Below are 13,822 nucleotides of genomic sequence, written 5' to 3' on the forward strand. Positions count from 1 at the left end.
TCAATCTGCGCATGCTCATGTACTCGGCCTCCCTGGCCCCGCACCTGACCGCCGCCAGCCCCCTGGCCCGCAGTGCCGGGGCCTACCTGCTCACGGACCAGGCCTATGCCGTGTCCATCGCGCGTTTTGCCGCGCCCGGGGCAAGGCCGGTCAACAACTACGCCTACTACACCGGCGCCGGACTGCTCATGTGGACCGGGTTCAACCTCTGCACCGCCCTGGGCGCGCACCTGGGGGTCCTCATCCCTGCCGCATGGAGCCTCGATTTCTCCATTCCCCTGACCTTCATCGCCCTGGTCATCCCGGCGGTCCGCGACCGCCCGGCCCTGATCGCGGCCCTGGCCGCCGGAATCACGGCCTGCCTTGCCGCCACCCTGCCCTTCAACCTCGGCCTGATCCTGGCCTCGGCCACAGGCATCGCCGCCGGGTACTTGGCAGAGCGACGCAGCCGCAGAACATCCGTCAGAAAGGAAGAACACCAATGATCGACATGTCCACCTACTGGATCATCGTGCCCATTCTGGGCCTTGGCACCTACCTGATCCGGCTCTCCTTCATCCTGCTCATGGAGCGCATCCCCCTGCCCGGGGCGGCCCACAGGATGCTCCGGTTCATCCCGGCCTCGGTGCTCCCGGCTTTGGTGCTGCCCGCCGTGCTCTTCGGCAAGACCGGCACCACCCCCCTGGCCGACCCGGCCCGAACCGGCGCGGCCCTCATCGCCATGCTCGTGGCCTGGAAGACGCGCAATACCCTGGCCACTATCGGCGCAGGCATGGCCGCCCTGTGGACCTTGCAGGCGGTGCTGTAGCAGCGCGGGATATGCCTCCGGCGGCCAGATTTCGCTCTGCCGCAAGGCGAGGTTGGGAGAACCAAGGCGTTGAGAGCGGCGGAGATGGCGTGGATGCGCAAAAAGTATCCCTCTTCTTGTATTGTTTAAAGACGCCCATCCCGCGCGGACGTGCGCCCCTCTGCGCCGCCATCCTTCCTCTCTTCCCCCGGCTCTTCCCCCACCCGCCACCCTCCCTCATATCCGCTTGGATTGCGGGGGCAAACGTGCTAAAGCGGCGTCCACGAGCTTTTCCCGAAGGAGAGAACAGGGCCATGAGAGCAAGAATACATCTTGAGAACGCGCTGCAAAAGGTGCTGGCCGACCGGGGTTTTGCGTGGCCGGACAAGGCCGTGATCGAGCCGCCCAAGGACAAGCAGTTCGGCGACATGTCGGCCAACGTGGCCATGATGCTGGCCAAGCAGGCGGGCAAGCCGCCGCGCGCCATTGCCGAGGAGATCGCCACGGCCATGGCCGACGACCCGCGCATCGCGAAAATCGAGATCGCCGGGCCGGGCTTTCTCAACTTCACCTTTGCGCCCGGTTTCTGGCACGAGACCATCGCGGCCATCCGCGAGGCGGGCGAGGGGTATGGCGCGTCCGATCTGGGCCGGGGGGTGCGGGTCCAGGTGGAGTATGTTTCAGCCAATCCCACGGGACCGCTGCACATCGGCCATGGCCGGGGCGCGGCCCTGGGCGACTCCCTGGTGCGCATCCTGGAGAAGGCCGGACACGAGGTGGAGGCGGAATATTACGTCAACGACGCGGGCCGTCAGATGCTCATCCTCGGCTCGTCCATCTGGTACCGGCTCAAGGAGCTGGCAGGCCGCGACGTGACCGAGCCCGAGGACTACTACCGGGGCGACTACATCATCGGCATCGCCCGCGACGTGCTGGCCGCCAATCCGGGCATTCTGGACATGGACGAGACTGCGGCCGTGGAAATCTGCAAGGATCACGGCATGAACGACATTCTGGACGGCATCCGCGAGGACCTGCGGGCCTTTGGCGTGCGCCACGACGTCTGGTTCTCGGAGAAGAGCCTGGTGGCCGACGGGCTGGTGGACGAGACCTTTGCCGACCTGCGCGCCAGCGGGCTGGGATTCGAGCAGGACGGCGCCTTCTGGTTCCGCTCCACCCGGTTCGGCGACGACAAGGACCGCGTGCTGCGCAAATCGAGCGGCGAGACCACCTATTTCGCCTCGGACATCGCCTACCACGACCACAAGTTCAAGCGCGGCTTCGATCTGGTGGTGGACATCTGGGGCGCGGACCATCACGGCTACGTGCCGCGCATGATGGCCGCCTGCGAGGCCCTGGGCAAGAAGGGCGGGCTGCACGTCATCCTGGTCAATCTGGTAAACCTGCTGCGCGATGGCGAGCCGGTGGCCATGTCCACCCGGGCGGGCGAGTTCGAGACGTTGAAAGACGTGGTGGACGAGGTGGGCGCTGACGCGGCCCGGTTCATGTTCCTGTCGCGCAAGTCCGACTCGCGGCTCGACTTCGACCTGGAACTGGTCAAGCAGAAGACCATGGACAACCCGGTCTACTATGTGCAGTACGCCCACGCGCGCATCTGCTCGCTCTTTGCCAAGGCTGCCGGGGCGGGCGTGAACGCGGCCGCGCCGGACGAGGCGTCGCTGGCCCTGCTCGACACCGAGTTCGACATGGACGTGCTGCGCCTGCTCGACCAGTACCCGGACTATGTGGAATCCGCGGCCCGCGCCCAGAGCCCGCACCTGATCAGCAATTATCTCCAGGAGCTTGCCTCCACGCTGCACAGATACTATACCAATTGTCATGTCCTCTCGGCAGACCCTGCCGTGGCCTCGGCCCGGTTGATGCTGCTGGGCTGCGTGGCCGGGGTGGTCAGGGACGGCCTGGGGCTGCTCGGCGTGAGCGCCCCGCAATCAATGTAGCGAGCGCGAGGGGGCAAGGAAAGCATGGCAGACAACGGCGCAACGCCGCCCAAGGTCAAGATTCCCAGGCAGAGCAGGCCGGGCAGGACATGGGACTTCTCCCTGACCCTGCCGGGCATGATCAGCGCCGTGGGCGCTGGCGTGCTCGCCCTGACCTTCTTCTTTGTCATGGGCATCCTCATCGGACGCGGCTACCGGCCCGAGGCGGATGTGCCCAGGTTGGGCCAGATCATGCCGCGCACCGAGCACGGCCAGCTGGCAGAGGACCAGCCGCCGCCCACGGTGCTCCAGGCCGAGGAGCTGGAATACCCCGAGCGGCTCAGGGCCGCACCCGACAAGATCATGGACATCCTGCCGACACCGCCGCCCCCGGCGGCTGCCCCGGCACCACGGCCCCAGCCCCCGGCGGCGACCCAGGCGCAGACCGCACCGGCTGCCACCACGCAGACCCAGGCGGCCCAGCCCCCGGCACCGCAACCGAGCGCGCCCCAACCGGCCGCGCAGGGCGAGCCTGTCTTTGACTACATCTATCAGGTGGCCTCATTCCGCCAGCGGGACATGGCCCAGGCCCTGGCCGACAAGCTGGGTGCGGCAGGACTCAAGGCGGGCGTGGAGTCGGGCGATGTCAACGGGACCACTTGGCACCGCGTCCAAGTCTTCCACCACGGCACGGCCGCGTCCACCGAGACCATGCGCGCCACTCTGGCGAAATTCAACATCGACAAGCCCCTGCTCAGGAAAAAGACCGCCCGCTGACACCGGCCAGCCACAAGAACTCGCGCCCGCCACGATGCTGATCGTGGCGGGCGCGAGCTTTTTCTGAAGACGGCCCCGGACAGGACCCGCCACCCCTCGGCGGGCGGCGTATGCGATCAGTAGCGCCGCCCTGCCGCGAACCGGCGGACCGCCCACGGCAGCACGGCCACGGCGGCCAGCACCAGCACCCACACCCGGCCCGACGCCAGGGCGTAGTCACCCAGAGCATCGGCCAGGGGGCGGCCCAGAAGGACCACCACCATGAAGAACTCGAAAGCCACGGTCAGCCCCAGCCAGACGACCCCGGCCAGCACGGCCTGAAGCGTGGAGGCCAGCGGCCGGACCCGGCCGAGCCACAGGGCATAGCCCGCAAAGAGCAGCACGGCCGTCAGGCTCGAGACCTGATGCGCGGCCAACTCGGACAGATACGGCCCATAGAGAGTCTCGCGGATCACGCCGTTGAGCACGGCAAGGCCGAGCATGGGCAGCCAGGCAAGGGCATAAACGAGAAGTGTCATCATAATATCCTGCACATGAGAAGAGGCGGACCTGACGGCCCGCCCCGAAGCGTTGTCACGTTGTGGGCCGTCCGGCCGGGGGTCAGTGCTTGTGCGCGGCCTGCCAGGCGGTCCCGTCGGCCTGACCCGGGTCGGCCTGGCCTGCATCGCCGTCCTGGTCCGCTTTGCCGGGCCCGCGCCGGAACATGCGCCGAGCCAGATAGATGAACGGGGTGTCCAGGGCGGCCACGGCCACCTTGATGATGTAGGTGGAGAGCATGATCTCCCAGAACACGTTGATGGGGAACATGCCCCAGAAGGCGATGGTGCAGAAGATGGCCGAGTCGAGGAACTGGCTGACCACGGTGGAAACATTGTTGCGCAGCCAGAGCATGCGCCCGCCCGTGCGCTCGCGGATGGCGTGGAAGGCCCAGACATCGTGCATCTGCGAGACGAGGTAGGCGACCATGCTGGCCAGGGCGATGCGCGGCATGAAGCCGAAGAGCGCGGCCAGATGGGGCTGGGCAAAGTCGTCGGCCGCAGGCTGGAAGAGCAGGGCGATCTGCATGTAGGCCACCATCATGACCAGGGCCACGAAGCCGAGCAGCACGCCCTTGCGCGCCTCCTTCTTGCCGTGGAACTCGCTCAGGATATCCGTGGCCAGGAAGACGCTGGCGTAGAGCACGTTGCCCAGGGTGGTGGTCAGCCCGAAAAGCTCCACGGTCTTGAGCACCTGGATGTTGCACAGCAGCAGGTTGAAGACGATGAGGCCGAACAGGCCCACCCGGCCGAACAGCCGGTACACCACCAGGACCATGCACAGGTCAACAAGGGCGAAGGTGATCCAGAGCGTTTCGTTCATGGGGGTTGCCTAGTCCCGAACCCGGGACAGGTCAAGCCCAAATTGGGCGATCGAGGCAGCCTCGCACGGCTGCACGGCTTGCCCTGCGCCCCCTGATATGGCAATGATGGCACACGGCATACGACCGTCCCGGAGTCCGGGGAGGGGCCACGTGGATCGAGGATGAACCCTTGTCGCGCGGTCACGGGCAATCTGAACCGTGCGCGGCACGGGAGGCGGGATGACCATGTTCACACGAATCCGAAGCCACCTTTGCAAGGCCGCCCTGGCGGCGGCCCTGGGCATGGCCCTCTGCGCCGCGCCCGCGTCCGCGCAGGAGGCACATTTGCTGCGCATCGGCACCGGCGGGCTGCTCGGCGTCTACTACCCGGTGGGCAACGCCCTGGCCGGAGGCATCACCCTGGCCCTGGGGCCGGACATCCTTGCCGTGGCCCAAAGCTCCGGCGGCTCGGTGGTCAACATCCGGTCCTTGCTCGATCATGAGCTTGAGGCCGGGCTGGCTCAGGCCGATGTGGCCCTCAGGGCCTTGAACGGCCAAGGCTCCTTTGCCGGTGAGACCGGGGGAGAACGCTTGCGGGCCATTGCCAGCCTGTATCCCGAGCGGCTCCAGATCGTCGTGCGCAGGGACTCGGGCATCAGGAGCGTCAGGGATTTCCGGGGCAAGACCGTGTCCCTGGACGAGACCGGGTCGGGTACCCTGGAGGTCATGCGGCTGGTCCTTGAGGCCAACGCCATTTCCGAGAAGGATTTCGACCCCGTATACCTGAAACCCGAGTTCACCACCGACCGGCTGACAGCGGGCTCGGTCCACGGGGTCTGCCTCGTGGCCGGGACTCCGACCCAGGCCTTTGCCGGGATTTTGGGCGAAGACGCCCTGCTGGTCCCCATTGACAGCGAGACCGCCCGGCGAATCAACCGGCTCCACCCGGCACTCGTGCCAGGGGTTATCCCCGAGGGAACATACCCCGGCGTACCCGAGACCCTCACCGTGGAGGTCCACGCCCTGCTGCTGGTCACCGCGGACATGGACGAGGCCATGGCCTACGCCCTGACCCGGGCCATCTGGAACGAGAAGACGCGCGCCCTGCTGCGCGACGCCCATCCCCTGGCCCGCTCCATCGCCATGGAGTCGGCCACCCGCGGGCTCTCGGTCCCGCTGCATCCTGGCGCGCTGCGCTTCTACCGGGAGCAGGGCCTGTCCCCGGCCGGGGGTTCGGCTCCGTGAACCCGCCTTCCGTCTCCTTCGGCCCGGTGCGCTGGGCCGTCTTTGTCGCCGTGGCCGGCACGGTTCTGGCCGTCTGGCTGTACACCAACCAGACCCTGCGCTCAGTGGAGGGCGCGCTGCCCACCATCCTGCTGGCGCAGATCGAGGACTTGAGCCGAATCACCGACAGCCTGGGCGGGCTGGTGGCCGACGCAGCCATGACCCGGCTCGCCCCCTCTCCCGCAGCCGTGGCCCGGCTGGCCGAGGGCATCGACAGGGCATATGCCGACCTCGTCGCCCTGCGCGACACCTACGTCTTCGACAATCTGGTCCAGGCATCGGTTTTTCACGCCACCGTGGCCCCGGCCCTGGTGGACGCCGGGCAATGGCTGACCCACGGGGTGTCGGGCCACGCGCCCGACTCCGCCCTGACCCTGACCGTGGTCCACTCCAGACTGCGCGACACCCTGGTCAAGGCGTCGGCCGAGCGCTACGCGTCCCACGACATGGCCCGCGCCATCCTCCAGGACCAGCGGGCACGGCTTGAACGCTTCATCCGAGGCGTCAACATGCTCCTGCTGGTCACGGTGCTGGTGGCCCTCCTGACCCTGGCGCTGATGCTGCGCCAGCAGAAACTGCTGCGCCGCGAGGCCAAAGTCCGCAAGGAGCGGGAGTCGCTGATCGCCATTCTGGAGTCCACCAGCGATCTGGTGTCCACAGCCACTCCCGACGAACGGTTGACCTACCTCAACGGCGCGGGCCGCCGCATGCTGGGTTGGGACGCCGACGAGCCCCTGGCCGACAAACGCATCCCCGACCTGCATCCGGCCTGGACTCTGAGGGTCATCAGGGACGAGGGGCTGCCTGCGGCCGCAGCCCAGGGCTCGTGGGAGGGCGAGACCGCGCTGTTGCGCCGCGACGGCCGCGAAATCCCGGTGTCGCAAGTGATCCTGGCCCACAACGCGGCAGCGGGCGAGCCGGAATTCTTTTCGGCCATCATGCGCGACATCACCGAGCGCAAGCGGGCCGACGAGGCGCTCAAGGCCGCCCATGCGGACCTGGAACGCCAGGTGGCCGAACGCACCCGCGACCTGGAGGCCAAGGCCGCCGAGCTCGAAAGCGCCAACCGCGAACTCGTGGCCCTGGACACCCTCAAATCGAGTCTGGTCAGCACTGTTTCCCACGAACTGCGCACCCCGCTGACTTCCATGCTCGGCTTTTCCAAACTGGTGCGCAGGGATTTCCTGCGCCACTACCGCCCACTGGAAGACGGCGACCGGCAGTTGGCCGAAAAAGGGGAACGCATCGAGGCCAACCTGAACATCATCGCGGAGGAAACGGACCGCCTCGCCCGCCTCATCAGCGACATGCTCGACCTTGCCCGCATCGAGTCAGGCCGCATGGACTGGGCCGACCGCCCCACGGACGTGGCCGAATGTGTTCGGGCGGCGCTGGGCAGCATGCGCGGTGTCTTTTCCGAGGACTCCCCGGTGAGCCTGGACCACCACATTGAACCGGGCCTGCCCACGGTCATGGCCGACCCGGACCGAATCACCCAGGTGGTGGTCAACCTGCTGGCCAACGCGCACAAGTTCACCCCCAAGGGACAAATCTCCGTTCGGGTCTGGGCCGAGGGGCGGGGCAGGGACCAGGCAGTGTGCCTCAGCGTGGAGGACACGGGGTGCGGAATCCCCGGCGATGACCGGGAAAGGATCTTCGAGAAATTCTATCAGGCCGATGCCTGCGGCCTGACCGACAGACCTCCCGGCACAGGCCTGGGTCTGACCATCTGCGGCCAGATCGTCGAGCACTACGGCGGGCGCATAGACGTGGAATCAATGCCCGGCCGGGGCAGCCGGTTCGTGGTCCGTTTTCCGGCCATGGAAGGTTCCGCCTAGCTGGCCGTATATGGGCCCGCAGCGCACGACACACACCCGCTGATCACCGCGCACGATTCTCACGACGGCTCCCTGAGCCCGAGCAGGCCGCGCTGGCCGATGTTCTTGATGAAGGCCGTGACCCCAAGCTCGGCCTCGCGGGGCTGGAGGCCGTAGTGGGCGGCGAACGCCTCGGCGATTTGCCGCACCGAGCGCTCGCCATCGATGCACTCCCAGACAAAGGTACCCATCTCGTCGAGTTCGAGCCGCTTGATCATGGGCCGCTTGTCCCACAGGTTGACCTTTTCGGCCAGCCGCCCGAACCACGGCTTGACGGCCAGGGGATACGAGAGGCGCAGGAATCCTTCTGCGGTGGTCTCGGCCCGGACCTCGGTGCTGCGCACCGGGACCATGTTCAGGGCCTCGGACCGTGGGATGGTCGGCATGGGGGCGCGTTTTCTAAACCAGCTCATAGGATTCGACCATGGCCGCGAAGGGCGCATCGGCCACCGGGTCGGCACCCGTGGCGGTGACGGCCAGGATGTGGTTGGTGCCGGGCGGCGTCCAGACCCGGCCCCGGGCGTGGCTCTCCCGGCGCAGCAGCCTGCGCCCCGGGGAAGTGGCGGCCAGCCCGTTCCAGGACACTGCCCCAGATGACCCGGCCCCGGCTGACCCGGCCACGGCCAGACCGGCTGGTGGCGGATCGGCCAGGGTAGCGGCGGCCCACTCGGCCAGTTCCCGCCCCTTGAGCAGGACGCTTGCCGGGGCAAAGCGCTCAAAGGTCAGACGCGTGCCAGGCCCCTTTCCCGGGGCGGTGCCCCCTGAGCGGCCCGGATTTCTCGGCCGCCAGTAGCGCACCGAGTAGTGGCCGGGCCGGAAGGAAAAGCTGTCGAGGACAAAGGCGGCCGGAACCCGGCCGCGCAGGCCGAACATGCAAAAGGGCACGGTCCGGCGGCAGGCCGGGTCGCTGGCCTCGGCCCGGGACACGGTGTGGTCGCGCAACGAGGCGAGCACGGTGGAGGCCAGGGTCTCGGCCCCCTCGTCGCCCTGGTCGTGCATGAAGAACTGGACCAGGGCGGCCAGCCCGCTGCCCGGGCCGTGCAGGGCCGCGCCCATGCCGCGATGGCCCCCGGCCTGCCAGACAAAGCTGCGCACCCGCAGGCCGGAGTAGCCCAGGCTCTCCACGGCCTCGCGCCAGGACGCGGGCGGCTCGTCATCGTCCACGGCCCGCACGGCCGCGTCCTTGTGCCCCTTGGCCAGCCGTTTGAGATGCTTTTCAAAGGAAAATCCGCCCGCCACAGTCCGCCACTTGAGTTCGCACAGGGGGCGCGAGCCGCTGCCAAGGGTCAGTCCGTCGCGCTCCAGAATCACGGGCTCCCAGTCGTCGGGCACGGTCAGACCCACGCCGTTCCAGTGGTATTCGGCCATGCTAGCGGGGGATGAAGTCGTCCAGGCTCCTGATGGCCGTTGGGGCGCGCCGGGCCTGCCTGTCAGAGGCGGTCAGGAAACACTCGTACTCGGCCTGCACGCCGGATTCCAGGGTCATCTTGATGGACACGCCCGGCCGCATCTCCTTGTCCCGACTCCACATGACCATCACGGACATGGCCTGCCCGTCGCTGGAAAAGTCCCACTGCCAGGCGATGACGTTGCGGAAGGCGTCGCCCTGGTAGCTGCCCGGCTTGCCGAAACGGGCCGTGTACTCCTTGACCAGCTCGTTGAAGAACTTCTGGCTGGTCTCGTGAAACTTCAGCTTGACGCGCAGCAGTTTTCGCTCGCCCAGGCAGTTGCCATGGGTCAGGCTGCCGCCGCGTATGCCGGGCACGGCATCGGGCGAGAGGTTCATCTCGGTCAGGAAGGGGATGTCAGGGATGATCAGGGCCGGGCCCTCGCAGTGCTGCTCGTAGCGGGCCATGTCCTGGCCGAGGGTGAATCCCGCCAGGGTCAGGGGCAGTTCCCCGGCCAGACACGGTGTGGCGGCGAGCATCATGGCCAGGAGCGTCAGCGCAATCGGTTTCTTCATCGGCAAAACCCCCTTGCTTGAAAAAGGCTTGTCCGTCCCGTGGACGGTATCATATGATTAAACGAGAAACTCACGCTTGGCAAAGGGATAGAACGGATGCGCACGGGAAACCGGCACCGGAGACAGCCATGACCCTACGGGCGGCTACATATTTCCTGCTGGCCCTGGCTGGCGGCGCGCTTTACGGCGGACGGGTCTGCCCGCTGCTTGAGGGACTGACAGCCCCCCGGCTCTGGCTGCTCCCCCTGCTCCCCCTGGCCGCAGCCATGCTGGTGCGCGCTCTGGCCCTGCGCCCCCTGCTTGAGCTGCGTCATCCGGCCCTGCGGGCGCGGCTCCAGCTCGGCCTGGACCTCGGCCTGTTCACCTCGGCCGCCCTGGCCACGGCCCTGGCCGTGCAACTGACCCACGGCTTCGGCCTCATGGGCAGCGGCCTGAAGATGGCGCTTGGCGTCTTCACCGTCGGCGTGTTCGCCAGCTTCGACCTCGCCCTGGAGCGCGAGCGCGAAGTCATCAGCACGGCCAGACCCCGCACTGGCCCGGCCCGCGAACACTCGCCGCCCGGCCGCGTTGTCTCCATCGCCAGCCAGTTCATTCTGGTGACCACCACCATCATCCTGCTCGCCGCGGCCGTGCTCCTGGTCGTGCTCATGCGCGACATCCAATGGTTTTCCGAGCAGGGTCTCGGCCCGTTGTCGCTGCCCATCCTCGGCCCGGCCGTGCTCGGCGAACTGCTCCTGGTCATGGGCACGCTGCTGGTCCTGACGGTCAACCTGGCCGTGTCCTACGCCCGCAACCTGCGCCTGCTCTTCGCCAACCAGACCGCCGTGCTCGAAGCCGTGAGCCGGGGCGACCTCTCCCGGCGGGTGCCTGCGGTCACCTGCGATGAAATGGGCGTCATCGCCGCCCACACCAACACCATGATCATCAGCCTGCGCGACGGCCAGCGCCTGCGCGACGGCCTGCACATCGCCAAGGAGGTGCAGCAGAACCTCCTGCCGGGCTCGGCCCCGATACTGCCCGGCCTGGAGATGGCCGGGGCGGCCGTGTTCTCCGAGGAGACCGGGGGAGACTTCTTCGACTACATCGGCTGCGACGACGAGGTCTGCGGACGCATCGCCGTGGCCGTGGGCGACGTGTCGGGCCACGGCATCGGCGCGGCCCTGCTCATGGCCGCCGGGCGCGCCCTGGTCCGCCAGAGCGCGGCCTCGCCCGGCTCCCCGGCTGGCAACATCACCACCGCCAACCGCCACCTGGCCCGCGACATCGACGACACGGGCCGGTTCATGACCCTGTTCTTCATGGTCCTCGACCCGGCCAGCGGCGAGGCCACCTGGGTCAACGCGGGCCACCAGCCGCCCCTGCTCCACGATTCGGCCGACGACTCCTTCCGCCAGCTGCGCGGCCGCGACATCCCGCTGGGGGTGGACCGGCAGTGGCGCTTCCACCAGGAGACCATGCCCCTGCCCGGCCCGGGCCAGACCCTGCTCATCGGGACCGACGGCCTGTGGGAGGCCCAGGACGCCCGGGGCGAGATGTTCGGCCCGGAGCGGGTGCGTCGGGTACTCCGCGACAATGCGGACGCGGGCGCCCAGGCACTGGTCCGCGCTCTGCTCGCCGCCGTGGCCGACTTCACCGGCCCCACACCCCAGGACGACGACATCACCCTGGTGGTGGTCAAGGGCGTGTGACGCCCGGTGCCACCCGGCGCAGGATTTTCTGGATTCCCGGCCCGAAAAGCCGTATTGGCTGCCCATGGCGCAGACACACCCGACACCGGCCGACGTGGCCGCCGCCGCCCGCAGGCTCGGCCGTCCCGTGCAGGACGCCCAGGCCTTGGCCCTGGCCGATTACCTGGGCCAGTTGGTCAAGTGGAACGCCAAGATGAATCTGGTGGGGCCGTCGGACTGGTCCACGGTCTTTGAGACCCTGGTGGTGGACAGCCTGTATCTGGCCGATTTTCTGGAAGGACTGAACCTGGGCGTTGCCCCGCTGTGCCTCGACCTCGGGGCCGGGGCCGGGCTGCCGGGCATTCCCCTGCGCCTGCTCTGGCAGCGAGGCGACTACTGGCTGGTGGAGAGCCGCGACAAGCGGGCCACCTTCATGCGCTCGGCCGTGGGTCGGCTCGGCCTGCCCGCCACCCACGTCTTCCACGGCCGGGCCGAAGAGGCCCTGGACAAACTCGACCGCCACGGCCACCACGCCACCGCCGACCTGATCGTCAGCCGGGCCTTCATGCCCTGGCCCGAGCTGCTTCCCTTTGTGCGCCCCATGCTCCACCCCGGCGGCGCGCTGGTGATTCTGGCCAACACCCCGCCGCCGCCCGAGCCGGAACTGCCCGCAGGATGGTCCCTGGCCGATGTGGCCAGCTACCCGGCCGCCGGGAAAACCCGCTTCTTCTGGTCCCTGCGCGCGGCGTAAACGGCACGACGCAGAGACCTTCTCCCCTCAGCCCTGTCTGGTCCCGCCCTCGGCCCCGTCTTCGGCCTCCAGGGCCGCGCCCACGCCCTCCTCGCTGGTCAGCGAGGCGTAGGCATCCTTGAAGATGAGCTTGGTGGCCAGCACGTCGGCCTGTTCCCCGAGGTCCATCAGGGTTTCCAGAAACTCGATGATGGCCAGCCGCCGCTCCTCCTCGCCGTGCTCGAATTCAAAGGCGCAGTCGCCGCTGGCGAAATAGTTCTCCACCCGTTTGAGATAGTCGATGTCCAGCATGGGTCCCTCTGTGTCAGTCGTGATGGTATGGCATGTTCTTCAGAATGGTGGCGGCCCGGTAAAGCTGCTCCAGCAGCATCAGCCGGGCCAGCTCGTGGGGCAGGGTCATGTCGCTGAGCCGGATGCTCGCCCGCGCCGCCGCCCTGACCTCGTCCGACAGGCCGAACGGCCCGCCGATGATGAACACGGGCCGCTGGTTGGGCGCATCGGTCCACTTCTCCACAAAGGCGGCAAGCTGGCGCGAGGTGAGCCGCTCGCCGTGCTCGTCGAGGATGACCGCCACATCGCCGGGCGCGAGCCGGGCCAGGATGGCCTCGCCCTCCTTTCGGCTGCGCTCCACGGGCGGCAGCTTGCCCGGGCCGTCCCTGATCACGGCCTCGTCGAGCTTGAAGAACCGAACGAGCTTCTTCCAATAGTGGTCGCATCCGTCCCGGGAAAAAGGCTCCTTGAGCTTGCCCACCCAGATGAAACCGATCCTGCTCATGGTCCGTCACACGCTCATGAGCTCAGCGGAAAGCGTGTTGTCCCGGTATTCGATACGCACGAATCCGCCGCCCGCCAGCATGCCCGGGTTGATGACCGTGGTTTCGCCGATGCGGTCCACGGCCCTGGATTCATGAATATGGCCGGTCAGGACCAGGGCCGGACGCGCACCCTCGATAAAGGCCCGCACGCCAGGACTGCCCACATGCTGGCCGTTACCCAGCCGGTCCACCCCCGAGGCGTGGGGCGGCTCGTGCACGGCCACGATCAGGGTGTCGAAGTGTGCGGCCAGGGCGTGGGTGGCGTCGAGCCAGCCGGTCAGGGTCTCCTCGGCCACCTCGCCCGGGGTGCCGAAGGGCGTTGGCGTGGAATAGCCCACGCCCATCAGCCCGAGGCCCGGGGCCAGTTCGCGCGCCCGCAGGTGGATGTCCATGCCCCGTTCGGCCAGCCGGGCCTGGACCGCGTCGGTGTCCATGTTGCCCGGCAGGGCCAGGATGCGCGGGTTGATGGCCGCCACCGCGCCGATGACCCGGTCAGCCGATTCGCGGCCGCCCCGGTTGGTCAGGTCGCCGGTGATGATCACCCCCTGCGCCCGGCCCAGGCCGGGAATGGAGCCGAGCACGCCGGTGCTCTCGTGGATGTCGCCAAAGGCTATCCAGTACACGG

Annotated in this window: 16 protein-coding genes; 8 read left to right on the top strand and 8 right to left on the bottom strand. The window is 68.0% G+C overall.

Translation table 11 applies throughout. From position 1 onward, the window contains the following. The 4 genes from QQS14_RS12600 to QQS14_RS12615 all read left to right on the top strand — a co-directional run. Positions 1 to 485: AzlC family ABC transporter permease (locus QQS14_RS12600; RefSeq protein ID WP_285907359.1), on the top strand; the 485-nt coding region annotated here is incomplete at its 5' end. Next, positions 482 to 808 (top strand): AzlD domain-containing protein, encoded by a 327-nt coding sequence (locus QQS14_RS12605; protein WP_285907360.1) that lies wholly within the window; start codon positions 482 to 484, stop codon positions 806 to 808. The genes QQS14_RS12600 and QQS14_RS12605, both read left to right, overlap by 4 nt. A gap of 293 nt (positions 809 to 1,101) precedes the next feature. After that, on the top strand, positions 1,102 to 2,745 hold the full coding sequence (gene argS, locus QQS14_RS12610; protein ID WP_285907361.1) for an arginine--tRNA ligase: 1,644 nt from the start codon (positions 1,102 to 1,104) through the stop codon (positions 2,743 to 2,745). Positions 2,746 to 2,769: 24 nt separating this feature from the next. Then, complete coding sequence (locus QQS14_RS12615) at positions 2,770 to 3,501, top strand: SPOR domain-containing protein (protein WP_285907362.1); 732 nt, start codon at positions 2,770 to 2,772, stop codon at positions 3,499 to 3,501. A 116-nt stretch (positions 3,502 to 3,617) separates the two neighbouring features. Here the strand turns inward: QQS14_RS12615 and QQS14_RS12620 are convergent, their stop codons facing one another. Continuing rightward, positions 3,618 to 4,019, bottom strand: coding sequence for a hypothetical protein (locus QQS14_RS12620; RefSeq protein WP_285907363.1), 402 nt, complete (start codon positions 4,017 to 4,019; stop codon positions 3,618 to 3,620). Between the two features lie 82 nt (positions 4,020 to 4,101). Then, a complete protein-coding gene (locus QQS14_RS12625) occupies positions 4,102 to 4,860 on the bottom strand; it encodes a queuosine precursor transporter (RefSeq protein WP_285907364.1) in 759 nt (252 codons plus the stop codon). A 220-nt stretch (positions 4,861 to 5,080) separates the two neighbouring features. On the opposite strand from QQS14_RS12625, the gene QQS14_RS12630 reads away from it, so the two are divergent. Both QQS14_RS12630 and QQS14_RS12635 read left to right on the top strand, forming a co-directional pair. Beyond that, positions 5,081 to 6,085 carry a TAXI family TRAP transporter solute-binding subunit gene (locus QQS14_RS12630; protein ID WP_285907365.1) on the top strand — a complete coding sequence of 335 codons (1,005 nt, stop codon included), beginning with the start codon at positions 5,081 to 5,083 and terminating at the stop codon, positions 6,083 to 6,085. After that, complete coding sequence (locus QQS14_RS12635) at positions 6,082 to 7,962, top strand: sensor histidine kinase (RefSeq protein ID WP_285907366.1); 1,881 nt, start codon at positions 6,082 to 6,084, stop codon at positions 7,960 to 7,962. The genes QQS14_RS12630 and QQS14_RS12635 overlap by 4 nt, the downstream gene beginning before the upstream one ends. A 59-nt stretch (positions 7,963 to 8,021) precedes the next feature. Here the strand turns inward: QQS14_RS12635 and QQS14_RS12640 are convergent, their stop codons facing one another. From QQS14_RS12640 to QQS14_RS12650, 3 genes are read right to left on the bottom strand one after another with little or no spacing between them, the layout of a single operon-like run. Beyond that, positions 8,022 to 8,387 (bottom strand): PqqD family protein, encoded by a 366-nt coding sequence (locus QQS14_RS12640; RefSeq protein WP_285907367.1) that lies wholly within the window; start codon positions 8,385 to 8,387, stop codon positions 8,022 to 8,024. A gap of 13 nt (positions 8,388 to 8,400) precedes the next feature. Next, positions 8,401 to 9,369: a hypothetical protein gene (locus QQS14_RS12645; RefSeq protein ID WP_285907368.1), complete on the bottom strand. Its 969-nt coding sequence runs from the start codon at positions 9,367 to 9,369 to the stop codon at positions 8,401 to 8,403. A gap of 1 nt (position 9,370) precedes the next feature. Next, on the bottom strand, positions 9,371 to 9,964 hold the full coding sequence (locus tag QQS14_RS12650) for a hypothetical protein (protein ID WP_285907369.1): 594 nt from the start codon (positions 9,962 to 9,964) through the stop codon (positions 9,371 to 9,373). A gap of 128 nt (positions 9,965 to 10,092) precedes the next feature. Between QQS14_RS12650 and QQS14_RS12655 the strand changes: the two genes are divergently transcribed. Continuing rightward, positions 10,093 to 11,652 (top strand): PP2C family protein-serine/threonine phosphatase, encoded by a 1,560-nt coding sequence (locus QQS14_RS12655; RefSeq protein ID WP_285907370.1) that lies wholly within the window; start codon positions 10,093 to 10,095, stop codon positions 11,650 to 11,652. 64 nt (positions 11,653 to 11,716) lie between these two features. Continuing rightward, positions 11,717 to 12,382, top strand: a complete 666-nt coding sequence (locus QQS14_RS12660; protein WP_285907371.1) for a 16S rRNA (guanine(527)-N(7))-methyltransferase RsmG — start codon at positions 11,717 to 11,719, stop codon at positions 12,380 to 12,382. Positions 12,383 to 12,409: 27 nt separating this feature from the next. Here the strand turns inward: QQS14_RS12660 and QQS14_RS12665 are convergent, their stop codons facing one another. The 3 genes from QQS14_RS12665 to QQS14_RS12675 are packed head-to-tail and all read right to left on the bottom strand — an operon-like array spanning position 12,410 to position 13,820. Then, a complete protein-coding gene (locus QQS14_RS12665; protein WP_285907372.1) occupies positions 12,410 to 12,673 on the bottom strand; it encodes a hypothetical protein in 264 nt (87 codons plus the stop codon). Between the two features lie 13 nt (positions 12,674 to 12,686). Beyond that, on the bottom strand, positions 12,687 to 13,157 hold the full coding sequence (locus QQS14_RS12670; RefSeq protein ID WP_285907373.1) for a 23S rRNA (pseudouridine(1915)-N(3))-methyltransferase RlmH: 471 nt from the start codon (positions 13,155 to 13,157) through the stop codon (positions 12,687 to 12,689). Between the two features lie 6 nt (positions 13,158 to 13,163). Next, positions 13,164 to 13,820 carry a metallophosphoesterase gene (locus QQS14_RS12675; RefSeq protein WP_285907374.1) on the bottom strand — a complete coding sequence of 219 codons (657 nt, stop codon included), beginning with the start codon at positions 13,818 to 13,820 and terminating at the stop codon, positions 13,164 to 13,166. Positions 13,821 to 13,822: the final 2 nt, after the last annotated feature.

It is taken from the genome of Pseudodesulfovibrio pelocollis (assembly GCF_030282845.1).
Lineage (GTDB): Bacteria > Desulfobacterota > Desulfovibrionia > Desulfovibrionales > Desulfovibrionaceae > Pseudodesulfovibrio > Pseudodesulfovibrio pelocollis.